At 51.6% G+C, this 25418-nt stretch carries 21 protein-coding genes and 1 other RNA gene; 8 read left to right on the top strand and 14 right to left on the bottom strand.

The genetic code is table 11. From position 1 onward, the window contains the following. Nucleotides 1–32: 32 nt before the first annotated feature. A complete protein-coding gene (locus VGS11_05640; protein HEV2119569.1) occupies nucleotides 33–605 on the bottom strand; it encodes a hypothetical protein in 573 nt (190 codons plus the stop codon). Nucleotides 606–1183: 578 nt separating this feature from the next. Between VGS11_05640 and VGS11_05645 the strand changes: the two genes are divergently transcribed. Next, entirely contained in the window at nucleotides 1184–2086 is a 903-nt protein-coding gene (locus VGS11_05645; GenBank protein ID HEV2119570.1) for a DMT family transporter, read from the top strand. A 122-nt stretch (nucleotides 2087–2208) separates the two neighbouring features. Next, a complete protein-coding gene (locus tag VGS11_05650; GenBank protein HEV2119571.1) occupies nucleotides 2209–3225 on the top strand; it encodes an AIR synthase family protein in 1017 nt (338 codons plus the stop codon). Here VGS11_05650 and VGS11_05655 read toward each other — a convergent pair. Further along, the gene (locus VGS11_05655; GenBank protein ID HEV2119572.1) at nucleotides 3220–4389 is read right to left on the bottom strand and encodes an MFS transporter; all 1170 of its coding nucleotides are present in this window, start codon (nucleotides 4387–4389) and stop codon (nucleotides 3220–3222) included. The two genes, VGS11_05650 and VGS11_05655, sit on opposite strands and share 6 nt — an antisense overlap. A gap of 581 nt (nucleotides 4390–4970) precedes the next feature. After that, nucleotides 4971–6404: a hypothetical protein gene (locus tag VGS11_05660; GenBank protein ID HEV2119573.1), complete on the bottom strand. Its 1434-nt coding sequence runs from the start codon at nucleotides 6402–6404 to the stop codon at nucleotides 4971–4973. A 499-nt stretch (nucleotides 6405–6903) separates the two neighbouring features. Here VGS11_05660 and VGS11_05665 point away from each other — a divergent pair, with 499 nt between their 5' ends. Together VGS11_05665 and VGS11_05670 are read left to right on the top strand one after the other, a co-directional pair. After that, entirely contained in the window at nucleotides 6904–10155 is a 3252-nt protein-coding gene (locus VGS11_05665; protein ID HEV2119574.1) for a hypothetical protein, read from the top strand. A 91-nt stretch (nucleotides 10156–10246) separates the two neighbouring features. Then, nucleotides 10247–11278: a hypothetical protein gene (locus VGS11_05670; protein ID HEV2119575.1), complete on the top strand. Its 1032-nt coding sequence runs from the start codon at nucleotides 10247–10249 to the stop codon at nucleotides 11276–11278. Between the two features lie 83 nt (nucleotides 11279–11361). On the opposite strand, the gene VGS11_05675 is transcribed toward VGS11_05670, so the two are convergent. After that, nucleotides 11362–11550, bottom strand: a complete 189-nt coding sequence (locus tag VGS11_05675; protein HEV2119576.1) for a hypothetical protein — start codon at nucleotides 11548–11550, stop codon at nucleotides 11362–11364. 467 nt (nucleotides 11551–12017) lie between these two features. Here VGS11_05675 and psmB point away from each other — a divergent pair, with 467 nt between their 5' ends. Further along, entirely contained in the window at nucleotides 12018–12623 is a 606-nt protein-coding gene (gene psmB / locus VGS11_05680) for an archaeal proteasome endopeptidase complex subunit beta (GenBank protein ID HEV2119577.1), read from the top strand. Between the two features lie 80 nt (nucleotides 12624–12703). On the opposite strand, the gene VGS11_05685 is transcribed toward psmB, so the two are convergent. Continuing rightward, complete coding sequence (locus VGS11_05685) at nucleotides 12704–12874, bottom strand: hypothetical protein (GenBank protein HEV2119578.1); 171 nt, start codon at nucleotides 12872–12874, stop codon at nucleotides 12704–12706. A gap of 106 nt (nucleotides 12875–12980) precedes the next feature. Continuing rightward, nucleotides 12981–15155 (bottom strand): CDC48 family AAA ATPase, encoded by a 2175-nt coding sequence (locus tag VGS11_05690; protein HEV2119579.1) that lies wholly within the window; start codon nucleotides 15153–15155, stop codon nucleotides 12981–12983. Nucleotides 15156–16421: 1266 nt separating this feature from the next. Here VGS11_05690 and ffs point away from each other — a divergent pair. Next, nucleotides 16422–16738: signal recognition particle sRNA (gene ffs, locus VGS11_05695), an RNA gene on the top strand. A 134-nt stretch (nucleotides 16739–16872) separates the two neighbouring features. Here ffs and VGS11_05700 read toward each other — a convergent pair. From VGS11_05700 to VGS11_05725, 6 genes are all read right to left on the bottom strand, one after another. Further along, a complete protein-coding gene (locus VGS11_05700; protein HEV2119580.1) occupies nucleotides 16873–17496 on the bottom strand; it encodes a hypothetical protein in 624 nt (207 codons plus the stop codon). 266 nt (nucleotides 17497–17762) lie between these two features. Continuing rightward, complete coding sequence (locus tag VGS11_05705) at nucleotides 17763–18125, bottom strand: PKD domain-containing protein (protein HEV2119581.1); 363 nt, start codon at nucleotides 18123–18125, stop codon at nucleotides 17763–17765. Between the two features lie 8 nt (nucleotides 18126–18133). Then, complete coding sequence (locus tag VGS11_05710) at nucleotides 18134–18619, bottom strand: hypothetical protein (protein ID HEV2119582.1); 486 nt, start codon at nucleotides 18617–18619, stop codon at nucleotides 18134–18136. 105 nt (nucleotides 18620–18724) lie between these two features. After that, entirely contained in the window at nucleotides 18725–19468 is a 744-nt protein-coding gene (locus VGS11_05715; GenBank protein HEV2119583.1) for a hypothetical protein, read from the bottom strand. A gap of 12 nt (nucleotides 19469–19480) precedes the next feature. Further along, complete coding sequence (locus VGS11_05720; protein HEV2119584.1) at nucleotides 19481–19663, bottom strand: hypothetical protein; 183 nt, start codon at nucleotides 19661–19663, stop codon at nucleotides 19481–19483. A 219-nt stretch (nucleotides 19664–19882) separates the two neighbouring features. Then, nucleotides 19883–20419, bottom strand: a complete 537-nt coding sequence (locus VGS11_05725; protein HEV2119585.1) for a DUF3224 domain-containing protein — start codon at nucleotides 20417–20419, stop codon at nucleotides 19883–19885. 303 nt (nucleotides 20420–20722) lie between these two features. Between VGS11_05725 and VGS11_05730 the strand changes: the two genes are divergently transcribed. Continuing rightward, nucleotides 20723–21328 carry a hypothetical protein gene (locus VGS11_05730; protein ID HEV2119586.1) on the top strand — a complete coding sequence of 202 codons (606 nt, stop codon included), beginning with the start codon at nucleotides 20723–20725 and terminating at the stop codon, nucleotides 21326–21328. Between the two features lie 69 nt (nucleotides 21329–21397). Next, entirely contained in the window at nucleotides 21398–22363 is a 966-nt protein-coding gene (locus VGS11_05735; GenBank protein HEV2119587.1) for an aldo/keto reductase, read from the top strand. 97 nt (nucleotides 22364–22460) lie between these two features. Here the strand turns inward: VGS11_05735 and VGS11_05740 are convergent, their stop codons facing one another. Then, entirely contained in the window at nucleotides 22461–23954 is a 1494-nt protein-coding gene (locus VGS11_05740) for a tetratricopeptide repeat protein (GenBank protein HEV2119588.1), read from the bottom strand. A 380-nt stretch (nucleotides 23955–24334) separates the two neighbouring features. Continuing rightward, nucleotides 24335–25312, bottom strand: coding sequence for a redoxin family protein (locus tag VGS11_05745; protein ID HEV2119589.1), 978 nt, complete (start codon nucleotides 25310–25312; stop codon nucleotides 24335–24337). Nucleotides 25313–25418: the final 106 nt, after the last annotated feature.

Consider the following 25418-nt stretch of genomic DNA (forward strand, 5'->3'; position numbering starts at 1 on the left):
CCGACACCGGTCGAGGCTTCAAGTCTTTATTGTCAGCTTCTTACTTCGTATTGAAATGCTCTCCATGAAACATAAGCCAACAGGAAAGCGAACGGAAAACCCGAAAGCATGAGGATTGTCGTTCTCAGTGTCGGAGCTGAGGGGGGCAACAATCCAAAGATGTCAGGTAAAGTTGTCCCGAAGCTGATGATGCTAATTATTATTCCAAGAATGTAACCGCCCGGTCTTTTGGTAGAAATAAGGATGAAGGAGCTTACTCCAATAGCCATGGCGTAGAAGTACCATACCGGCCCAAGAAATAACGTGGAGAACTGGCTCAAAGCGTACTGTCTGTCTTCACCTATCCCTGGAAGCAACAGAATCGCCTGGACAAGAATCACGAGCAGACTTACCATGGCGTAAATCCGATACTTTGGATTAATTGGACTCCCATTCAAGCGGTGGTTACCCATACTCGGTCTCAACCGTCCTAACCAACGAATCCATCTCTCCGCCCCAACACGGTCTTTCGACCCAAACGTTCCCAGACTGGACACGAAGAATAAGACGCCCACCAGAAAGAACAATACACCTGTTACGACTTGGGCGAAAAGGCTCAGGGACATGACCGTCACAAACGCTACCGTTGGGAAACACGAGAGACAGGCGTTTCCCGTAAAACGAAGACCTGGAAAAATCAGCCACAATCCAAAAGCCCCCGACAAAGGTGCAAGAAGCAGAAGAAGAGTAGCTATCTTGTACTGTCTTGGCGTTCCAGAAGCGGGCGAGGGTAAAACCAAACTTTCTTCCCTAGAAATAGGGCTACCCGATTATTTACGAACATAGGCCATAGAACTTCCATTAAGTCTTGGTAGGCTTTCTCTGGCGAGTACAGTATAGCTCAGGTATAGCTTACAAATAACCAAATCAAATACTATTACTGGAACCGCCTCGATTGTCTCAAGTTGCATAGAATGAGAAGACTGCAAGACCGATTAGCTGGGTACAGATTCGGTCTGGTCTACGCCCGTATGCTTCTTGTCCGCTTCGAATTGATTGCATTGTCAAGAAAAAAAGATTGCTGGCGACCATGACTAAGCTCCGGAGTAGAAAGCCGCTATGGCGGCGATAACAAAAACCGCCAACGAAATTGCCAGCCCGGCTTGGACGCGATTCTTATAGGGCCCGCGGATGACGCGGCAGGGTGCGGCTAGCCCACGTCTCGCTCCTCGGGACGATTATTGGAGCAGGTTTCTGGGGCCTCTCGGGAACTGCTGCTCAAGCTCTGTTCCAAACCTACCAATTTCCTGTGATAGCGCTTGTTACAATCCGAACGCTCGTATCAGGGATGGTCCTCTTCATCATCGTGCGCCCCAGTACGCCTAGACGGCCTCTCGGCCCGCTTCTCGGTCTCTCGGTTTTCGGTTTCGCGGGTTCTCAGTTGGCCTATCTTGGCGCGATCCAGTTCTCGAACGCGGCTACCGCAACCCTGCTGCAATTTCTGTTCTTGCCGATTGTCGCTGGCTATGAAGCGGTGAAAGGGGCATTGCGCTGGTCGGTTCAATGGACTGTTTCGCTGCTATTGGCTATGGTCGGGACCCTGTTCTTGGTTGGAGGAGTGCCTGGTTGGAACTTTCGGATATTGGTAACTACTAACGGGGTGTTGTTCGGGTTGTTGGCGGCTGTCTCGGGAGCATACTACACATTGGCCTCGCGTCCTCTTGTCCAGGCTCACGGGTCTTGGTGGGTTACGACCTGGGGATTTGCGATTGGCGGATTGGTGACAGTGCCTTTTGGTGTGGAGTCAATTCTGAACTATCAAATGCCGTCGACTGCGTATGGTTTCGGAGGATTGGTCGGGCTTGTTGCTTTCGTTACTATCTTCGGGACAATTCTGGCTTACGGTCTCTATTTGGCCGGTTTGCGTCGGCTCTCGGCCACCGAGATCGGTTTAGCCTCCTCCTCTGAACCCATCGTGGCAGCTCTTGCAGCGTTCGTTTTCCTCGGCGTAATCTTGACTGGTACACAGTATCTAGGTGGGGCGTTGATCATTCTGGCAGTGGTCCTTCATGCTTCTCGAAAGGTTGACGAAGTCACTATTTCCTAATCCAGGTTGAGGAGAACTAGACCGGGGAATGCGAGCTTGGGTCCTCGCGGTTATAGGACCAAGAGATTTAGCGAGGCTAAGGGCTCTTTGATCTAGAAATCTTCGGCAGGGCAATCTGGACAATGCGTTCGGGAAGACACACCGGCTTTGTAACAGGAAAGATCCCACCCGAAACATTGTTGCGCGCAGTCTACACTAATCTGGGAAGAAGGGACAAGCGAGTTCTCGTGGGTCCGGGAATCGGTCGTGACTCGGCCGCGGTCAAGCAAGATGGCACCATCCTTGTCTTTACTGCTGATCCAATTACTGGGACGCCGAGTCATATTGGACAACATTCAGTCGAAATTAATGCAAACGACATTGCGACGACTGGAGCGAGGCCAAAATGGTACCTTTGCACAATCTTGCTTCCGGTTGGTACTAGAGAAGATTCTCTGAGAGAGATCGCAAGAGAGATCCACGAAACGGCGAAGAGACTTGGGATCACCGTTGTCGGAGGACACACCGAGGCAACTCCAGGACTCGACCGACCGATAATTTCAGGTTTCATGGTTGGCGAGACACATGGTAGAGTTCTGAGTTCAGAAGGCGGGAGACCGGGAGACAGGATACTCCTAACTAAGACAGCTGGACTCGAGGGTACTGCGATTCTGGCGCGAGACAGAGCTACCCTCTTGAAGAAGAAGGGAGTTCCAGAGAGGCTGTTGAAACTGGCCAGAAGCTATCAGGACCAGATTAGCGTCGTTGATGAGGCGCTTCTGACGGCCAAGCTGAGTGGCGTCCACGCTTTGCATGATCCCACTGAAGGCGGGGTCTTGAATGGTCTGTGGGAGCTGGCCGAAGCTTCCAATCTTGGTGTGGAGGTTTGGGGGGAGAGAATTCCTGTAGCCCCTGCAACGCAGGTCATTTGCCTCACGCTGGGGCTTGACCCGTTGAAACTGATGAGTTCTGGAACACTCCTGTTGGCAGTCGAACGATCGAAGCGCGGGACCGTTCAGAAGGCTCTGCTGAACACCTCGAGCAGGCTCACCGAAGTTGGAAAACTGACCTCTCGAAATAAGGGAAGGGTCCTGGTGAAACAAGGAAAGAGACAGGCTTTGAGAGCCGTTTCCCAAGATGAGCTCTACAAGCTATCATGATTGCCGGGAGTTTGCCTTGAATGGCTCTTGAAGAAAGAAGATGAAGAGCATCATTGCAACAGCCAACCCGCCAATAAAGAACCATCCCGTGGGAAAGCCGTAGGCTGCTGCGAAGAGACTGAACCCTATTGTCACACCGAAGCTTCCTAGAATCTGGACAGAGTTGATTATGCTGATCCCGAGAGGAGCGTATTCATGACCCACTTCTGGATATTGGCTGACGCTAGCGTACATTGTCGAGAAGACCATGGCGTCTAGGAAGCCAACTGCTGGAATGAGGAACCATAATCCGTTTGCTGGAGAGGCTCCGAACAGGGCTATTCCGATTGAGGTGAGGAGTCCGGGGACTAGGATGAAGATCTTTCGCTGCCGAAACCGGTCGGAGAGATACCCGCCTACAGGTCCTCCGAATATGCTCGCGAACATGATCAACGAGGCAAGCAACCCTGCTATGTCTGCCCGAAACGGTAATGTCGTATGGAGGTAGTATTCTAGGAATTGTGACGCGGTGAAGATGCCGCCCCATAGTCCAAGGACTCCGAACCCGATAATCCAGACATCGCGGCTCTCGAAGGCACGCCGCATCGGTTTACGTTCTTTCTTCACGCTGGTATCTCGTGGTATGACGACCTGGCCGATTCCGACCGAGACTAAGCCGAGCACTCCACCGAATATCAAACCTAGGTGCCAGTTGAGCAGGTCGATAACCATAACCCAAACGAATAGTCCTAAGCCCCCTCCTATGTTGAAGCAGCTGTTGTAGAGGCCTAGGACTAGTCCCTCTTCTTCCGGCTTAAACAGAGGCGTCAAGATGCCGATCGCCGGGGCGAAGAAAAGTGCAGCACCAACGCCTAGGAGGAACCTTGAAACAAGCAGAACCGGAAAGTTAGGTGATAGTCCCTCTCCTACTCCCGACAGCGAGAGAACGAGCATTCCAAGTTGGGAGGTGTTTTTGGGACCCCATCGTGCAGAGGCGATCCCTGCAGGAACTTGAAAGACTCCGGCGCCGATGAGGAAAGAGGCTGTTAAAATTCCAAGGTCGACGGGGCCAAGGTGGAGATCATTACTGATGAGAATGAGTGCGGGTGCTATATTGAACCAGTTGATGGTGTAGATGACTCGAGATGTTAGGACTGACGATAGGACGAGCCATCTTCTCTCCAAGGGAATCGTTGGTCCGTTTCGAACGCTTTGTTCGGGATTATTTGAGGGTCCGGGTACATTGTTGCATGGATATCGAAGGGTCCTCTCTCATTCTCGCCCGGCTACCGCCGAGTCTCAAGATCCACTTCATCTAGTCCCAAAGGACATGTCCGTTGGGCCAGAGCTTTCATCCACGACATCCGAAGATGACTTTGGTATCGGGTCAACATTCTTGCCCGGCTTCTAGGGGAGTAGAAAGAGGACGCGGGGGTTATGTTGTTCGTTATTACTTATGGATTTCGGAAAAGGGTACTGTTTCAGCCAGGCCATTCAACCGTCAACCGCGGGCTGCAAATTTCCGACGGCATATATTCAGATCTCCACTTTCGTTGAATGTCCTTCCGAGCTGTCTTATTGGGTCAGAAATTTTGCACTGGAAGCCGCATGATAAACTCTTAACTCGCCAAACTCGCCAAGCCATCCCTCGACCAGTACACGGGGTAGCCGACTTAGCAAAGTCACGATACGAACAGAGTCGACCGTAGAGTCCTACTCGGGATCGGGATTAAGTAGAGGTTCCAGAGGCGGCGGTCAAGCTCCGGTTAGGGAGTCGGCATGGGGAGTGACCTAGCGGCGTTTGCTTCTTCACGGATTCTGTCGATTAGCTTCTGTTTACCGGGGTCCGCAGATTCAGTAAATTGGCGTGCGAGGAAGGCTAGTATGAGCTTCTGTTGCTCTCTGAGTTGCATTATTTCGAGGCCCTTCTTGTTCAACTTGTCTTCCAGGTCAGCGACCCTTGTCGGGCTCGTCGCCAGGTCGCCTGCTTGGTTCCAAAGATTCAGATATGGTAACGCTCTCGACCACTTCTCCTGTATGTTCTTCATCAGCCCGTACTTTTCGGCGTCTCTCAGCTTCTCATAGTCGAGCGGGTCGATCTGGTGCCCGGAAAAGAAGGCCACGAGAGTACGATCTACCCCGGCCATGTTTGGAATCATTGTCTTAACCGTGTCTCGCATCTCGTGTAAGTTCTTGCCGGATCGGTACTTCCTGAACTGGTCTAGGTATTGTGAGGCCGGTTCAATGTTGCCGCAGACGCATTCGTATCGCTTTTCTCCCCCTGCCTTAGCACTCAGATACCTTCGCATCTTTCGCATCCGTAGCCCGCACTTGTTGCAGATCGGTCGAGGACGCTCAACCACCCCGGCCCGAGTCCCAGCCGTGATCCACGCATGTTTCAGATTGTCCTTGTTAAAGGGCTGTTTTTGTCGGTTGAGAAATATAGCCTCGTATATCGGGTACCCGCTAGAATCGGTTCCGACCAGCTTGGGGGTTCCACGCTCCTTCAGATACCCTTTCAAGAACCGGATGGCGTCGCCATCCCGGTGCCACATGGTAAAGTAGGGGTGCTCGTTCTTCTTGCGGTATTCGAAGCGGAACGTGATCCATTCCCGCCCGTCTTTCAATTGGGGCTCCAGGACGCGCCATCGGTGATTGATTATCGTAAATCTCTCTTGGTCCATGATTCCCTGAAATATGAGACTGAAGATAGCCTTCTCCCGGAGGTTACAAGCATCTACTACTCGTCGAATTTCGTCCATCGAGAGGTTAGCCTCCACAGGGGGAGTGTCCGCCTTGATCTCCGAAATGTCAGAGTTGGGCAACTGAACCTTGTGATACTGCATCAGCCCATGAAGCACGTTGTAAAACTTCAGCTTGTAGTTCTTGGTTCCTTGAATCTCCTGGTTGCAAAAATCCAACAGAAGGTTTTCCAGTTCCGCCCGTTTGTGGTCTGTCGACATTGACCCCTGCTTCCATAATACATACTCAACCTCGCCCATGGCGTTGTCCGAGGACCACCCGGGCTGATTCACCAACCACTTGAAAACGCGAAATAACGCTCTGGGGGCCGCGTAATTGGCATCCCCACTGAGATGCTGAACATAGAGAGCTACGCGTGGGTTCTTCTTCACCCATGTCATAACAGCAAACTTAGCCGCAGCTACGCCTGAAGACTCGGAGTAGTAGGCAGACCTCACGCGTCTGCCCCCGCCGATGGAGCGCCAAATCTCAGATTTACCAATTTCATCTACAAATCTACCTCAGCGATCTGGAAGAATACCCGTCGTCTGGACTAAAGGGTAGAGAGGAAGAGCAAAGTCATCGGACCCAAGACTGATCGAAGAAACGCGAACGGATAAAGCCTTATGCACAAAGAAAGGCTGGCGAGTAAAGCCCGAGTTAACCCAGAATTAGCGTTAGGTTCCGCATGAAGGGCAGATAACAGGGACAGGATTCTTCAGAATGAAGATTCTCAGTTGCAGGGTTCTAGGCGGTGGCTTTGTTGCTGAACCACCGAGTAGGTCATTGTCATAGCTAATCTGAATTTGAGACGAACGACGAATGAGAATTCATCGTACAGCACTGTCTAAAGTGGTAGACTCATTAGTCATGTCCTCTTCTCTTAGGGCCAAAATGATTAAGCCAAAATACTAGGCCGTTCATAGCTACCCAATCCCTGAGAACTTGTCGACTCTAGTGCCAAAGACACCTCTAGAACACTTACTTGAGTCAGCAGGTGAAAAAGCGCGCAAGTATGAATGGATGCGTGCCGCCGAACTGTACACCCAAGTCTTAGACAGATTACCAGACAGCTACGGCCTGTTTGAGAAGGGAAAAATTGTCGAGCAAATCGCAAACTCGTATTCACGGGCCGCAAATCAGGCGCCTGAACGTGACGAGTTCGTACGTAGGATGAAGCTTGCTGAGTCATATTATCGAGAAGCAGGCAGAATCCTCGAGGCGGCCGGAGATATTGCGTTGTCTAAACTGTCCATGGGTCGAGGCATGTTTGCCACATTCTACCTGAAGGAGAGTGCTAGAGAACGAAGAGAGGTCGTGGAAGGCAGCGCCAAATTCTGTGAGCAAGCCTGTCAATTACTGGAATCGCCAGCGAACATTCACGTGCTAGCGGAAGCTCACATGGACATGATCAATTATCTCAGCGAAGACTTAGGGTTGTCAACAAGTCTCCAGTCGACCAAGGAAATGTTCGCGAGAGCGGTTCAGGTCGGCGACAGCATAGTTGTCCAGCTTGACAACCTATTGAAAAACGAGCAGCTCCTAGAGGCTTTGCAATCATTTGTGACAATCCTCACCAACACGGCAACGGAGCCCGACCAGTACGAAGCACTAGCAGAGAAAAGGCAACGGCTCGTCCAGCTAGCTGGAGACATAGCCACAAAAATTGGCACTGTTGGAGCACTGGCCAGGAAGAGCGCGTTGGAGTTGTCGCTAGCAGAGTCTGAGAACAACGTGGGGAAAATGTTGGAGCTGTCCCAGTCTGCAACTGAATATGCCAGAGGCACCAGTGATTCAAGCTTCATCGGCGACCTATTGGCGAGGTCGGCACAGGCCGCGCATTTCCAAGGAGGGCTATTGGAAGACACTGGACAAGCGAGGAGTTTCTATGAGAAGACTTTGGCCTATGCTAAGGAGGCGATCAAATGGCTGAAGATTCCACTGTGGGGAATGTCCCTCGACTACGTGCACCACCTGTACGCGGAAACGTACACTTACCTAGCCTTGGACATTGAGACCAACAGGGCCGAGAAGATTAGGCTTCTTCAACAAGCCGTCGAAATCGCCAAGACTGGACAAGCATACAGTCAATACACAGAAACCTCGTCGTCAGACCACGCGCTAAGTAAAGCGCTCTATTTTCAGTCCTTACTGATTGACGACGACCAGGTAAAGCAGGGGCTTCTGCTTGAAGCACTATCTGTGAGAGCAGAATTGGTGAAGGCTCAGGACCGTGTAGCGCCAAACTCATGGTATGGCGGCGTAATCAAGAACTACCTTGCATTAATCCAGGCCGAACTTGCGAAGACTCAATCCAGCTCGGAAGCTAGGACCAAATTGTTACGAGAGGCGACCGTTACTATGCGCGACTGCATAGGCATCTGTGGCAAATGGGTAAGTAAAATGGAAAGTCCATCTACCTACAGAACGGTTGCCACTTACAATGAATTGTTCGGAGACACACTCCTCGACCTCTACGCATTGACGAGCGAGAAATCGCTCGTCGAAGAGGCCCTAAAGGCATATTCTGATGCTAGATCACAATTGGAGAAAGCAAAAGTCATAGGCCCGATCGGTGTTGTTAGTTGGAAGATTGCAAGAGCCCATGCGAACATTGGAGACCATAAGCATGCGTCGACAGCATTTGAAAATGCTGCCGAAAATTATCAACAAACACTAGCAAAAATTCCTGGTTCCGCCTCTCTACTGAACGGACTATGTTCCTACATGCGGGCAATGTCATTTGTAGAACTAGCCCGTCTATACCATGCTGATGAAAACTATTCTATGGCCATGGACAGGTATGCGGCAGCAGCCGAACTCCTCGTTTCGGCTCATGATTGGAGCTTCCTGTCCCCCCATTATTCTGCATGTAACACAATGGAAAAGGCAGAAATGCTCAGCAGGCAAGACAATCAAGAATCAGCAATTGACACATTTAAAACTGCTCTAAAGACGCTGAAACAAGCAGAAATCGTTATCGCACAGAGGATCAACGAGAAGCCCAGTGAACGACTCGAACTCAAGAATCTTCTCGTCATCAACCAAGCCCAAGACAAATACTGCGAGGCCCGGATACAACTTGAAGAAGCAAAAGTCCTAGACCAGAACGGCAATGAAGCCGAGAGCGCTACTCGTTATGATTCAGCCGCTGAAACATTCAGAAAACTCACAGTAGACACCGCACAGAAAGATATGCATACAGAGTTTGAAGTTCTCGCCCTATTCTGTGACGCTTGGGCAAAGATGAATCGTGCCGAATTGGAAGCGTCCAGCGATCACTACCTGGAAGCCGCAGAACATTTCAGGTCCGCCGCTGGAAAACTAAGCAAGGGAAAAAATAGGATTCTGGCATTGGCGAACGTTTCTATCTGTGAAGCGCTTCGCACTGGCATCCAGTTTCAGTTTAGCCATGATTCCAATCTCTACTCCGAATTGAAAAGACATCTTGAAGTTGCAGCGTCCAACTATGAAAAAATTGGATCTGAGAGAATGGCATCTTGGACAAGGGCTACTCAGAGACTCTATGACGCAGCAGTATGTTCCTCCGATGCAGAATCCGAGAGGGACTCTAAGAAGAAGAAGGAGTATTACCATCTGGCAGAAAAAAACTTGGAAATGGCTGCGAGACTTTACGGTGATGCTGGATACAAACAGAAACAGGAAGAGGCGTTGAAGCAGATGAAGAGGGCCTATGACCAGAAAGAGTTGTTGCTCACACCTGGGCAGACGCTTGCTGAAACCACTTCACTCTTACAAGTGCCCGTTGCAAATATTACAATGGCCCGTGACCAGACGCTAGGTCTGGAAAGGTTACAGTCAGCACATGTCGTTGGAAGGATGATCATTGGGAATCATCAAGTGGCCGCCGGTTCCCAGGTTGACTGCGAACTGGAAATGACTAATTGTGGAAAAACCGTGGCCACACTGTTGCAGGTTGAAAACCTAGAAGGACTCACCGTTGACAAGGAAAAGAGTCATCACATGGTCCGGAACGGGTTTGTGGATCTGAAAAAGAAGAGGGTTGCCTCATTCGAGAGCTTCAAAATGACAATTCCACTGAAAATGTTGCATAAGGGTACTGTCAAGTTGTCTCCTAGGATCTCGTACACTGACGATATGGGACACGCAATGAACTATGAATTTGAGCCAGAGGTTCTCACGGTCAGCGAGCTTGGGATATCTGGCTGGCTGAAGGGTCCCAAATGAAACCAATTATTCAGTAGAAGAAGATAAGACAAATTCTGTTCTGATTCATTCTGCTGCCGTTATACATAAGGGAGATTCAATTGCCGAAAGCTTGCGACAAAAGCCTTACTCCCAGGACGGACGATTAGAGTCTGCTAGAGGCTTGGCCGGGATCAAAGTAACACCTCTTGCCTTCGAGAGCTTGGGGGTCCGTTCAATGTGCACTCTAGTCGAGACCAAAGACGTGACGGTCTTGTTGGACGCTGGAGTTGCGTTGGGACCCAGGTTCAGGTTGATGCCTCATCCGAGAGAATTCCGGGCACGGGATGAGGCCCGAAAAAGGATCGAGGACGCGGCAGACAAAGCAACAGTCGTGACGATTTCCCACTACCACCATGATCACCACACGCCGAATTTCGTGGATCCGGTGTGGCTTGGAAGTAGTCTAGAATCCTTCGAGCGAATCTACAAGGGAAAAATCATACTCGCGAAAGATAGTCGTAGAAAGATCAACACAGCGCAGAGAAGGCGTGGATGGATGTTTCGGCAAGCTACGGAAAAGTTGGCGGAAAAATTCGAGGCAGCGGATGAAAAGAGCTTCGAGTTCGGCAGAACCAAGCTTAGGTTTCCAGCCCCAGTCCCCCATGGAGAGGGCGAATCCGAGCTAGGCTGGATCCTGCCTTGCATCGTAGAGAAGGCGAAAGAGAAGGTGTTTTTCGCGCCCGATGTTCAAGGACCCGTCGTGGAGGAAACTGTTGATCTGATTCTCGGAGAGAGACCTAGCTTGCTGGTAATGGGAGGACCGCCAACCTATCTGCAAGGATATCGTATTAGTGACGAGTTCTTTCGCACGGCCACCCGTAACATGGAGAAGATTCTCAGCAGTATTCCAAAGGTGGTAATAGACCACCATCTACTACGAGATGAAGGATGGAACAAATTCCTCGAACCAGTGAGAAAATCCGCTGAGAAGGCCGGCCACCAGCTTCTAACTGCGTCCGAGCTGGTCCACCAGACGCCTGAACCTCTAGAGTGTAAGCGTCAAAGCCTCTACGAAGATGAAAAGCCTAGCAAAGAATTCTTGGAGTGGGCTAAGCTTCCAGACGAGAAGCGGAGTGACAAGCCTCCTCCTCTAGCATCATAGATGACGCGATTCGATTCCTACGAAGAAAAGTCGACGATTCTAGCTGCGTCTACCATAGTTACTCACTACGATCTGCCTCGTTTCTATGCCCGGAGCAATCTTGTGATCTGTCTCTTTGCCTGTTCCAAGGCCTCGTTGACCTTGTCAAGCTCAACCACAACTTCCTCTTGGATAGTTAGCTCCCTGATCTTCTTCGCTTCCTTGAGGGCTTCGCTTATGTCATCAGAAATCTGCTTCAGTCTAGGCGGAAGCGTCTTCCTACGCTCTTTCACAGTAACCTAGCCCGGACATCTCCGCTAATATTCTCTCTGGCTGTCATAATATCAATAGAGGATCTTGCAGGGCCAATCTCAGGGCCAACGGACACAAGTCGGAATTCAGACACCGATCTCCCCATCGAACAAAGTTCTGGTCACACCGTGGACACCGCCCTCAAGCAGAGGCCAGGTTCTGTTCGCACTGTGCCCACGCAGCCCCCAGTTAGTGGGGTCGTATTGAAGGAGCAGAAAAGAAGCCGAGTCAAGGGACCTCTATCGCGAATCTCTCTTTCTGTACCTAGTTTTCTTCTGTAACTTTTCTTTTCGCTAACTATTGTCTAAGCATTCTTTTTCTAGCCACCGCCCGGGGGGGGTCGATTCTCGCGCGTCCCGCCCTTCGTGAAACCGTGCTAGAACCAGCCCGGTTTGCGTGTTCGCTAGCTTTAAACCGAGAGGAGTCTAGGCGGCGGCCGTCCTTTCTTATGAGTAGAGAGCCCTACATTCCAGGTGCGACTACCATTGGCATGGTTTGCAAAGATGGAGTTCTACTGGCATCTGAACGTCGGTACGCATATGGAAGCTTCGTAATGAGCAAATCCGCGAAGAAGTTGTTCCGCATTACGGACAAGATAGGCGTCGCGTGCGCGGGCATCGTTGGTGATATGCAGGTCCTGACCAGGGAAGCTCGGGCCTGGATGAGCATCTACCAGTACGAGAGGGGTAGACAGGCGACGGTGAAGAACACGGCCAAGCTTATCTCCAATCTTCTCTCCAGCCGTCGCATGTTTCCCTACCTTGCAGAGACGATCATCGCTGGCTTCAGCGATGGAAAACCCGAACTCTACGTGTTAGACCCCATAGGATCTCTTCTCCCCGACAAGTTCTCGGTAGTGGGAACGGGCGCTCAAATCGCAATAGGAGTTCTCGAACTAGATTACAATGAGGAACTGTCCGTTGACGAGGGAGAGGCTCTGCTCCTTAGAGCTGTAAAATCGGCGATAGCCAGAGACATATCCAGCGGGGACGGTGTGGACTTGATGGTCATAACTGAACAAGGAATCAGAGAAGGATCCCCGCGATTCTCCTGAGAGCGACCCGCGGCACTCTACCGCTTCATTAACAGTTTGTTCTGGGTCGTCTTACTCAGGGTTGCCATTCAGATTGGTCTCTAGCCGATTCTGGATCTTCCTGTCAGCTCGACTTGTCTCTTACCCTTCGTAAGCCTTGAGACCCGCAGAATCCCCGCCAGCTCAAGTTTCATCAGTTCCCGGTTGAGCTCTCTAAAACTGACGTCTCCGAGATCTGACTTGAGCTGCTTTAGCAAATCAATGTCTGTCATTGAACCCTTCCTTTCCAGAATTTCCACTATGGATAGGGACATGGGCCTAGGACTCCATATCTTGCTCAACGCCAGTGTCACTAGGAAAGATTCTGTCCGAAGCCGTCTACGTTACGGCGAGCGCGGCTCTTTCCTTCTTGGACCTCTTGCGGAAGCCCTGGTACCAGTTCTCCATGTCCGGAGTCACTGAAGGCTTGACGCGGTAAAACGCATCACGAAAGTCCTCTATGGTCACGCTCTTGGTTTCGAAGTCCCGCCTTAATGCGATAAGACCTGCCTCTCTGCAAACAGCCTCTAGATCTGCCCCCGAGTAGCCTGCGGCTTGACTGGCGATCTGGTCCAGGTCAACATCCTGGGCCAATGGCATGTTTCGAGCATGGATCTTGAGGGTCTGCAGGCGGGTGGCGCGGTCTGGTGTTGGGACGTAGATGAGCCTGTCGAACCTGCCAGGTCGTAGAATCGCGGGATCGATCATGTCCGGCCGGTTGCTTGCGCCTATAACGACCACATTCACAAGGGACTCGATGCCATCCATCTCAGTGAGCAACTGACTTATCACGCGTTCTGAGGCGTCGCCGTCGCCAGAGCCCGTTCCTCTCCTTGAGGCAACCGAGTCCAGTTCGTCGAAGAAGATAATGGAAGGGGCCGCGGTACGGCCTCTCCTGAAGACCTCGCGTATGGCCTTCTCTGATTCCCCGACCCACTTGCTGAAGACCTCAGGACCTTTGATGGAGATGAAGTTAGCTTCACTCTCAGTAGCAACAGCTCTTGCCAGCATGGTCTTACCGCACCCAGGCGGCCCGAAGAGCAAAATGCCCTTTGGAGGCCTGATCCCAACTCTCGTGAAGACCTCGGGCTTCTTGATGGGCCATTCGACGGCTTCCTGAAGCTCCTGCTTGACATCCGTCAGTCCGCCGACGTCGGCCCAGTTGACCGTGGGCACTTCGATGTAGACCTCCCGCATGGCAGTGGCCGTTATTTCCCGGTAGGCGTCCATGAAGTCCCCCAAGTTCACTTCCATCTTCTCAAGCATCGCACTCGGGATTCTCTCCTCCGCCAGGTTGATCCCTGGAAGGTAGCGTCGCAGTGCCTTCATCGCGGCCTCTCTGCAGAGTGCTGATATGTCCGCGCCAGTGTAGCCGTGACAAATGTCCGACAACCGGTGAAGGTTCACGTCCGAGGTCAGTGGCATCGCTCGCGTGTGAATCTGCAGAACTTCGTGCCTGCCCAACTTGTCCGGGATTCCGATCTCTATTTCCCGGTCGAAGCGTCCAGGGCGTCGAAGCGCAGGGTCGATGGCGTTGGGCCTGTTGGTAGCGCCTATCACGATGACGTTTCCCCTGGCGCCCATGCCGTCCATTAGGGAGAGCAGTTGCGCCACAACTCTACGCTCCACTTCGCCTGTCACTTCTTCTCTCTTGGGGGCGATGGCGTCCAGCTCGTCGATGAAGATGATGCTGGGAGCCGTTTCTTGAGCTTTCTGAAAAATCTCCCTCAACCGGGCTTCCGAGTCTCCGTAGAACTTGGAGATGATTTCCGGTCCGGAGATGACGTAGAAGTTGGCGTCTGATTCGCTGGCAACGGCCTTCGCCACTAGTGTTTTGCCGCAGCCCGGCGGTCCGTATATGAAGACCCCTCTAGGGGGCTCGATGCCCAGCCGTTGGAAAAGCTCTGGGTGTCGAAGTGGAAGTTCCACCATTTCTCTGATTCTTTGAATCTCAACGTGGAGCCCGCCTATGTCCTCATAGGTGACGATGGGTAAGCCTTTCTTGTCAGGGACAGGCTCGCTCATCACTTGTACGAGGGTAGAGTCTGTGATCTTGACCGGACCGCGGGGCCGGGTTCGTGTCGTTATGAGCGGTACCGCACTTCCGAATATGTTGAGGAGGGTCATGTCTCCTTCGACGAAGGGCATGTCCATGAATCGACGCTTGACAAAGCCAAGGAACTCGTCGTCCACGCTCAGGCGGACGTCTGAGGGTGCAAAGACAATTGTCTGGGAGTCTTTTACCTCCGCCTTCTTGATACTGACAAACTCGTTTATTGCTACCCCTGCGTTCTTCCGAAGAACCCCATCAATCAGGATGATCTCCTGATCCTGGTCCTCGGCATAAGCGGGCCAGGCAATGGCGACCGTGGTCCGTTTTCCGCGAACATCTATGAAGTCGCCGGCCGTTATAGCGAGTTTCTGCATGGTCTCATTATCGATGCGGGCTTTACCATGCCCCACGTCTCGCTGCTTAGCATCAGCTACCTTCAACTGTACTTCTTTGACCATCATTATTGATTCAACTCGCTAATTGTGATGCGAAGCCAGGGTTCAGGAGAAGGCTGTCGATTAATGTTCCAGATGCTCCCCACCTTATGGTTCATCCGTCCTATTTCATCCCAGCGTTCAGGAAGCGGCTTGCTGATCAGCGGAGCGGATCCTCCGTAACTCCGACTTCCTCTAGAATCGACATTGACCATTTCCAGTACGGAGGCATCTTAAGCAACGTTGGGAGAGTTCGATTGGGTGAAAGAAGTAGATGCCGGCGAAGAAGAAGAGTAAGAAGAAATCCTCAAAGTAAAGCGGCATGTAGCCAGAGATTTCGAGCAGGACCGGGTAGAGAGGCCGGGCGGGAATACGGGTCTTTGGGAATAAATCTGGCCAAGGTATCTGAAAACCGGAGGGGGATTCAAACTTGCCAACGATGATTAATATGGATGCGTGGGCAAGGGGATCGGACGAGACGGCGCGTTTGGAATGGCTCACTAGGCGAGGGGTCGAAAAAGGCCCATTTCCCCTCTATCTTACTTGTGAAGCAAACGAAATCTTTGACATGATATCGGCATACTTGTCGAGGGTTCCAGACTGACTTTGCAGCATACTTCCGAATAATAGTCCCACATAGCCAGTTACTCAAGATGGCACCCTCAATTCTGTGGTCCTCGCTATTGAGAGCAACGGGCTCAGTTGCTTCGATGAGATCCTCCTGCCAGAGAATCGTTTCTTCTTAGTAGCACACCATTTACAGTCACATGTACAACGTTCATTGTGACCCGCAATTGTAATGGCAACACGACTCGTGCCTCGACCAACCTTTATCCCAATACTCATGTCATGCTCAAAGGGACACTTCGACATTCGCGTTTCCCCTATCCCTTGCTAGATTTTGGACTCACAAAGCAACTCTATGTTCGAGGCTAATGATTTGTCCAGAAGGTTGAATTCCCAACTACGCAACTAACCCCCGTTTCTCCTATACAAGGGTCTTCTTTTCTGTAACTGTTTTTTCTGCTAACTATTAAGTGACCCCCCCCCGGGTGGTCGATTTTCGCGCGTCCCGCCCTTCGTGAAACGCTGTCAAAGCTACGTTCAGCCGCCAGAGCTGGGCCTTTCTTCCTTCGTGGCCGCAAGACCAAACGCTCCAGTTCTCCGCACGATAACCGTGCTCTCGTTCAGGTTGTCGCATAGAGTGGGACTATTGCTGCAATCGTTCTTCGTTGATTTGACGCGGTGAAGCCACCATTCTTATATCGAGTGTTCGCGGCTGGCGGGTTTGGGCGGTGGTGGGGGGCTGGGAAGCCGGTCGTTTCCTGTTACCCGAAATCGACCTATGCGGGAGCCCGTTAACTTTGGCGAGCGGCAACCTCGACCAGGCAGAAGACCCAGTTGTCTACTGTGACATCCTGCCCCACCAGGTCGGCGGCGTGGGAGCGCTCTCTGAAGGGAGGGTTGCTACCTGCTCACGGTCGAATCCGGCGAGGCCCGGAAGGGAGCAGTCGTAAGGTCGACGTTCGACGCAGGTGGGATCCCAGGGTGGAGAAAACAGCTAGGACACCGTGCCTGGAAGAGATGCCCATCACCAGAGGACGCCATCACCGCCTTTGGGGATTCTACGACTAGCCCCAGAACTCCAATCTGAAGTGGTCAACCTGCATCTCTGGATGAAGAGAGAAGGCTACAGCCTGGCAACAATCAAAGATCGCACCAAGACAGTCAAACGGCTCTTTCTTCACTTAGGGAGTTTGCTAGATGGAGAGGCAGTAGCAAGACCAGATGGAACATGGTTGCAGTTTGAAAAGCTGCCATCAGTTGTGGTATAGGGCTGGATTTGGAATCTGTCGTCTAGTAGCACAGTGAGAAAATTGCCATTCTCGGACACTATATGGAGATCCGTGTATGCAAACCTACTGAGGACCTTCCAGGTAATGTTCAGCAAAGTTGTGGGTTCTGCAGTCGTCAGAGTGTGATCGGAGAAGTATGCGAAACCGACTATGAAGTCGCCATGATTGGTAACAATGAAAGTGCAGTTGGAGGGGTCGTAGCCACACCGATAGTAGCCATTAGAGTTCCTTGTTCTGTTGGCGATAAAATAGGGAGAGGTTGTCCAATCACTGCCGAGGGAATAATCAACAACGGCGACTGCTTGGGCATTAAATGTTATGTGGAATTGCCAAGCCATTATTCCCGGAACATAGCTAGCATTCAGGGCCGTTGTGAACAGATCGCCTTCCCTTAGGTGGATGTCCTTCATGCTAGGTAGGCTCAGGTTGGGGGGAGAAGTGGTGGCATGTACAGGAAAAACTGGCAAGAGAATCAAAACCAAAGTGGCCAGAGCAAGAATTGCAGCTTTCATGGAAGATTAGCCAAAGCGAACCAACAGAGGTTCAATTATTTAACAATGGCAACATCAGGGTTCAGTTTACTCTTCCAAAGAGGACCTGGGTTACGTGTCTACATCGAGGAATGTGTGGCCTGATGACTTGTGACTAAACAATTGTCCATGACTCCTACCAACCTGTCTGGAAGAGATACCCATCACCAGAGGACGCCACCACCACGGCCTTTTACGGTCTGATCAAAGCCGTCGGCGTAGATCGGCTACCTACCTAGGGGCTGAGCCTAGACCACTATCACGGTCGTAGAGCCCATCGCGGATGAGCCAACCAGATCCATTACGGTGCAGGTCGCGACCTTTGTGCCAACGGAAGTGTAGGCGTGAGTCGGGTTCGGTCCCGTGCCAGTACCTCCGTCACCAAATGTCCAAGAATAAGAATACGGTTGAATTCCCCCCGTTGCCATACATGAGAATGAGACCTGTTGACCTACAATTGCAGTCATAGGATTTGCGCTAGCTGAAGCGGCGAGAGGAGCGGGAGGGCTAACCCTGCTAGTGTTCTGGAAGGAGACAGAGCTTGCACCAAGTACATTCGTTATCAATAGAAGAAAAAGAAAAGGGGAAATTAGGGCGATCGATAGACGCATCTTCCGCACTACGTGACCGAAACGGTAAACGTAGGTCCCGGATTTGCTAGGGGAGCAAATGCCCCGGCGCACACGCCGATAGAAACTGGCGAGGTCGTTGCTGTGTTAGCTGCGAGGGTCGGTGGAACGCCGGAGGGGGACTGGAAAACCAAGCCGCTGCCCGTCGAGGGACAAGCGCCGGCTCCCCCAAGACTACTGGTAACAGTAGGGTTGTCAGACGTCGACCCTTGGTTGTCGATGCAGAAGTACTCGATCTGCGGAGCTCCTCCCTGCGTTAGGTTCCAGAATACGGAAGAGGGGGCGTTTGTGTAAGCTCCGTTGAGATGCGCGGGACAACTTCCAGGATTGGTGTTGGAGAGCTGCGTGATGAATATGTTCAAGCCAGTGTTTATCCTTGAAGTGTTTTGGATGGTGACTTGGGTCGCCGCAAAGCCGGCGGCCACGATTATTACTGGGATCACGAAGGCGAGTAGTTTCAGGTGTCGAGTGTTCATTGTTGAAGAAAGGGGTTACATTCGGTCTATTTAGACTGTGCATAGAGAAGTACTCCTAACGATATCTAATTATGACTAAGGATAAACTGATATGCAATTTAGCCATTAACCCTGGTCGCCAGTTTCCACGCGGGGCCTTTCGACGCTCGAATCTGCCCATGGGTCTATTTCGAAGGGTCGGACATCCATCCCGGAGATGGAGTACCCGTAGCTTCGAAGCTTCTTCAGGAAAGCGTTGCCTCTTCCTCTGAGTTCTGACAGGTTCGTTGCGAAATTCTTGAAGATCTCTCTCGCTTTCGTAGAATGGACTAGTTCTTGCTTACTGACGAGGCTCAAGGTCCCTTCAGCGATCTTGTCGAGGTAGCCGTTGTAGAACTCGACAAAATCATTGGCTAGCTCGACCAGATCGTAGTCGAGCAGAACCCCTGCCTTCCGCATCATTATCCTGACCTTATCTCGCATTGAGAAATACCAGAACTGGAATACAAGAAATAAGTCCTTGACTCCAGGGATCTTTGCCGACGCGATCTCAGGTCTCAGCGCGTCTGACTCAGGAGGGACGATCTCCAACAGCCTGACTATCCTCTTGTCCTCCCCTTCACCACCCTGCTCAAAATTTATCCGGCCAAAGTCTTCCAGCAATACTTCGAACTGTGACAGAAGCTCTAGGGCGGTGCGGTGCGTTTTCTTTGTGTAATCAAACCATCCCCAAATTGCCCCAAGAACAACGATGATTGGAGCAATGTAAAGAATCGATACATATCGAAGAAAAGTCAAGGCAAGCAAGACTAGTTGGGGAGCAAACAGCCAGACTTGCCCTTTCGAAAGACTTCCGAAATACTCCCTCATAGCGGGTCTCTTCTACCTGAGTCTTCTCGCAATTGGGAGGGCAACCTCGACAATCAACCCAATGGTAACGAAGCTCCAGCCGCTTTGAGTGAAATCGATCCCTTCCCCGAAGCTTCCTAGGATGACAAGAATGAATCCTAGGAGCAGAGCCAGAGCTGGTGATGCGGACGTCAGGACTCGGGTGCGTGACCCCAATGATTTCACTCAGGAGTGTCGGTGGGACCCGTCTGTATTCCCGAGGTATTCTCGGCTCAGCGGTAGAAAACGGCTTAGTAACCCATCTTGAGAGATGCGCGGTGAAAGCTCGCGCGCTTGCCGGGGCTATGAAGCACTCTCACTTGTCAAGTGTTCATGGCCTGGACTAATTCTCAATTACGCAAAAAAAGTGGGCGGGAGGCTTGATCCCTCCCATGGTTAGTCTCTGCCTTTCGCCTTGGCCTTGGTCTGATCGTTGACTTCGGTGTCATGCGTGCCAGTCGCGACATGCCATCTCAGAGAATAGTTCAGCGGAGTGGGTGGAAAAGTAGCCTTTCCTTCGAACGCCCCGTGTCCTCGCACTCCCGCGAGCTGGCCAGTACCGCCGAAGATCTCAAAGTGGCCACGTATGAAGGTGCCATTGTTTCGACCTTCATAACGGATCACAAGAGTCCCTGACTTATCGCCTAGTGTACCCGTGAAGTTTGCTAGTCCACGGTCTATTGATACACCGGTTTGGTTGTGAATCAAGTCTCTTTCGATAGCCACTGCCTTTCCTGCAAGAGCTCCCGAGGTGACAAAGGTGTTTTTGAACACGACCAGGGTATTATGGCCGATGACCTGATGGGACAGTCTCACGCTGTCGGTTAGGGATACATGACCGGTTCCGAAATTGGGTTGAGTCGCATTCACTGTGGATACGCTAAGCAGTAAGAAAAGTGGGACCAGTAGCAGCCCGACGATTGTTTTTTTCAAGTCTTTTTCCATCTCCTAAATTGTTTGGGAATTTCTGTCACGGCGCCCCTCCTCGGCGCTCCTGGGTTCTTAGCGACACTGGTGTCCCTGGAATTGAAAAGTGGGACGCGATGTTTTACTGATACGAGTATTTGCCCGGCTCGTTTGGACTTGGTATTTTAGGCACTAGTGGCCCGAACCAACAATATTCAATCCACGTAATTCTCTGGATATGCACGGATATCGAAGCATTCGTTTGCTCAGATGGGCTTATGAGATTCGTAACTTCTGAGGATCTCTGCCTTCAATTTCGGAGTCGAGTTAGTGATGCGTTTCCTACAACGAGCCGACCCCTTCGTCCTACTTGGCTCAGCCGTCGCTCTGTTTCTAGCGGTTGCTAACGATCCGTGGTGGACGATTACTGGCGCACATTCAGACAATCTTCTAGCGATAAGGGTCTCGCCCTTCTACCTTCAGACGATTGCAACTGGAATAGTCTCTAGCAGTCCCTTTGCTACAACGCTAGGATCATTCACTCGGGTGCTGTCAGTCCTCGGTTTTGTCGCCTTGGCCGCGGCTAGCGTTCAGAAGACTGCGTGGTGGCGGCCTCTGATGATTTGTTTTGGATTGTGTGCACTCATCGAGCTCTACCTCAGTTTTCTTCTGTTACATATTGTAGCCGATGCCGCTTTCCTAGGAGCATACGGCATTCTACCGCCTTACATCGGTACGGGCTATCTTCCGGCCACCTTTCTTGGGCTCGATCTCAACAACTATTCGAACCCCCTTGTGATTGCAAGTTTCAGGTATCCCTTCTATTCCGGCTTTGTTGGCATCGGACTAGTTGCCGGCAGTTTTATTTTCAGAGCTCTAAGAGAGAGACGAAAACGACTGGAGCAGAAGGGAGTCCAAGCAATATTCACCTCATAGCCAAAACGCGCACTTCGAATTGTCGAACGCTTAAACCGAAGTAAGAGATCCAGGCACCGTTGGGCTAGAATGCAATACACTCGACTTGGTTCCACTGGTCTACAGGTCTCCCAGATCTGTCTTGGCACGATGTCGTTCGGTAACTTGGAAGAGTGGATGATCGAGATCGATAAGGCGAGACCTATCGTAAAGCGAGCGATCGACTTGGGAGTAAATTTCTTTGACACTGCAAACCTGTATTCCAACGGACGCTCCGAAGAGATAGTCGGTGAGCTGCTGAAAGACTATCGCGATGATGTCGTTATCGCGACAAAGGTGAGATTGAAGGTCGGCGAGGGTCCGAACAAGGAGGGCCTCTCGCGATATCATATTCTGCAGCAGGTGAGAAAATCCCTCAAGAGACTTCAAACCGATAGGATCGACCTCTACCAGACACATCGGTGGGACTACGCGACACCAATCGAAGAGACGCTTCTTGCGCTGAATGATCTTGTCCGACAGGGAACCGTCGGATACATAGGCGCGTCTAGCATGTGGGCCTGGCAGTTCGCCAAGGCGCTCTTCATCAGTGACCAATTCGGGATCGCGCGGTTTGTCTCGATGCAGAACCACTACAACCTCTGCTACCGAGAAGAAGAACGCGAAATGATCCCATTATGCAACGATCAGGGAATAGGCTTGATCCCATGGAGCCCTTTAGCAAGAGGATTCCTGACGGGAAGATACAAGCGGGGAAAGACCCCCAGCACTTCGAGATACAAGACTGACAAGTATTTCGCGGAGAGGTTCTTCCGTCCCGAAGACTTTGACGTGGTGGAACGAGCAGAAGAGGTTGCAAAGGAGAAGGGAGCGACGACAGCCCAGATCGCACTTGCATGGCTGCGGTACAAGGGAGTAAACGCCCCAATCATCGGCGCTACCAGGGTCGAGCACATTGACGAGGCGATTGGGTCGCTTGACATTCAGTTGTCAAGTGATGAATTGAATCGGCTAGAGGAACCATACAAGACCCACAGGATCCTTGGTCATTCATAGCCAACCCTTCAGTCCCAACTCCTTTCTCATCAGCCACCAATGCCATCTCTCATCCAAGCACTTAGTCTCTACCCGCTCAACAACGAGGGAATGGGGCTCAACGATCTAGGCCTACTTTCTTCAGCAGTGCCCTATATCGAGGCTCTCCATGTAGCCTCGAAAAGGCTGGCCATGACTTGAGATGAGTCATGGCGGGGGAATGCTCATCGAAGACTTTCTCCAGCAAGTCAAGTGCAAGCTGATTATTGCCAAGTCCAATGTGGACAAGTGCGATACGAAGCCAGCGACGATCTGGGGGGTCTGTCGGGCGCTGGTCTCGGTCGTTCTTGAGCTGTTCCAGAATCCCGCTTGCTTCCGATGTCCTCCCTGAGATTGCGAGCACGTATCCAATATTACCCAGGAGTACTGGGAAACCCACCAGTTTGTCCGCCTCTCGAAAATCAGCGATGGCCTGCTCGTACATTCCCTTCTCAACCTCAGCATCTCCGCGCCATCCGTATCCAGCTGGGAAGGAAGAGTCGATTTCGATCGCCCTTTCAGCGGCCTCTATCGCCAGGTCGTACTGGTGAGCGAACAAGTACTCCTCGGAAGCATTCGTATGTATTCTCGGGGAGAAAGGGTCAAGTTCCTGTGCGCGTTTAGTCGACTCAATGGCTTCGTCGTACCTTCCTACATGCCCTAGGAACAGACCGTACCCGCTGTGTGCCCACGCGTAGCTAGGGTTCAACTCTCTTGCCTGCTTGAACTCTCTCTCGGCTTCTTCCCACTTCCATTCGTATTCCTGGCGGGCCGCGGCGAGTGTGGCGTGAGGCTCAGCGATTGACGCGTCGATGGCAATTGCCTTCGCGGCGATCTCTATCGCTTTCGGATAGAGAAGTTTTGGCAAATCAGTGCCAATTCGGCCCAGCAAGAGGTAAGTGTCCGCGAGACCAGAATATCCGAGAGCGAAGTTAGGGTCCTTCTTGACGGCCAGCTCGAACTGGACTAGGGCCTTCTTCAGAGAGTCAGCTGTTCCTCTATTCCAGAAATATCTTCCTTTGAGGTAGATCGAATATGCTTCTGTGTTCTTTGTCGGTTCGTTCTGAAACCTTGTTCCGTGGCTCGCGTGAAGCTGAACTTTGAGACCTTCAGCCACGTTTCGAGCTATGTCGCTCTGGATGTTGAATACATCGCCCAATTTCCTATCATACGTTTGCGACCAGAGGTTTTCCTCGCTTTCCGGGTCGACTAGTTGCGCTGTGACTCGTAGTCTGTTCCCAGCTTTTCTTACGGTTCCTTCAAGAACACTGCCTGTCCGCAACTCTTGGCTGATCTCTGAAACTCCCTTACCTGAGCCTTTGTACCTCATTGAGGAAGTACGCGCGACTACGCGTAGACCCTGAATCCTTGAAATTGTGGAGATTAATTCGTCCGTCATTCCTTCAGCGAAATAGTCATCCTGAGGGTCGGGGCTGATGTTTGTCATTGGGAGCACTGCAATCCGATGCTTGTTCAAGGGTACAAGCTTCTCGACGTTGACCGGATCAATCGGAGTCTTGGGTCTCGGCCCTGATAGCCAGCCCTTGAGTCCGACCCCTTTTTCATCTGCCACCGAAGCTATCTCATCTAGGACTGAAGATCCCACAAATTTAAAGAAAAATATGATGGAGTGTCGCCGTCAAGGGTAAGTTTGGTTCCCTGCTTGGGCGGAAGAACCCACGTAGGGAGCCTACCGGGACGCCCATCAAGTATGGCTCGAGGAACCTATCGATTCTATCGTTTTGATGTGCGTCGAGAAAAAAATTCAACTAGTAAACAGAGGGGTCGGGTCCATGAGCCTTTCTCCCCTTCAAGAGTGAGTCGCCGAACACTTCGTCGTCTGACCGATGACCATTCATAGACTGCGAAGCGACAAAATCTCTAGCGAGACGAAGAACTCTGGCTCCCTTGCCACGCGTCAATCGGTGATAAGACTCGTTGAGTTTTTTGGCTCTAGCCGAAGGTGTACGTGTAAAGACGCAGGTCGTCAGCATTCGTAATGAGCTTCAACTCATGAGTCTCGAAGGCCTTCGTTCGAACGATGTCGTAAAGTCTGTTCTCCGTAACCAAGAGGAAACTACCCGTCGAATCCCACCGGACATCAGCGCCTGCCTTTCCTTTTTCTATCGGCTTCCCATCAAGCTCAACGTCGACCCTCACCGGTTTCGCGTCTGACGCTCCGAGAACCGCGTTCGCGTTGCGAGCACCATACTTCAGGAGGGCATAGCCAGCCTCAGAGGATGCGTGTATCACATACTCCGGGAGCTGAGCCCAATCTCCGCTCAAGTACGGGATGTCTCGCGAGTGTTTCCCAGGGTCCGTGTACCGCGTGCGGCTTCCAGACGCCTTAACTTGTCCGTTTCCGAAACCCTGAGACCTCAATGCCCCGGCGTAGATTTCGGGAGTCGTGTTCGGCATAAACCCGAACTTTTCCATCTTAACCCCGGCATCATTCTTGCCTCCCATAGGCTTCCCTGTTTCTTTTAGCAAATCTCGAATTCTCTCTTCCATCTTGTCGTAATCGCCTTCGCCCGCGTGTTCCCATCGAATTGTTCCCTTGGAATCTACTAGGGTCTGGCGTGGCCAGTACTGGTTTCCGTACAGTTTCCACGTGGTGTTTTCACTGTCGATTGCGACGGGGTATTCTATTCCAAACCTTTTCACTGCACTTGCGACATTTTCCGGTAGTTTTTCGAACTCGAACTCTGGAGTATGGACCCCTACCAAGACGAATGGAGCTCCTGCAAATTCGTTGTGGAGTAATTTCATGTGAGGCAGGGATCTGACACAATTCACACAGCTGTAGGTCCAGAAATCAAGAAGAACGACCTTTCCCTTCAAACCGGCCATTGTCAGTGGAGAGGTGTTTAGCCACCCGCGGAGACCCGAGAACTCCGGCGCCGACTTTCCCGTAAGAGACTCTGCAAGCATACAATCTATCCTCGTGTTCCCGGCTATAACCTCATCAGCAAATCGAGGAGGCTTCCCCCGAGTCGCTAGATCAGTGATTTCTTGACACGTCGGGTTGTTACGGGTT

Source organism: Candidatus Bathyarchaeia archaeon (genome assembly GCA_035935655.1).
Classification (GTDB): Archaea; Thermoproteota; Bathyarchaeia; order 40CM-2-53-6; family 40CM-2-53-6; genus 40CM-2-53-6.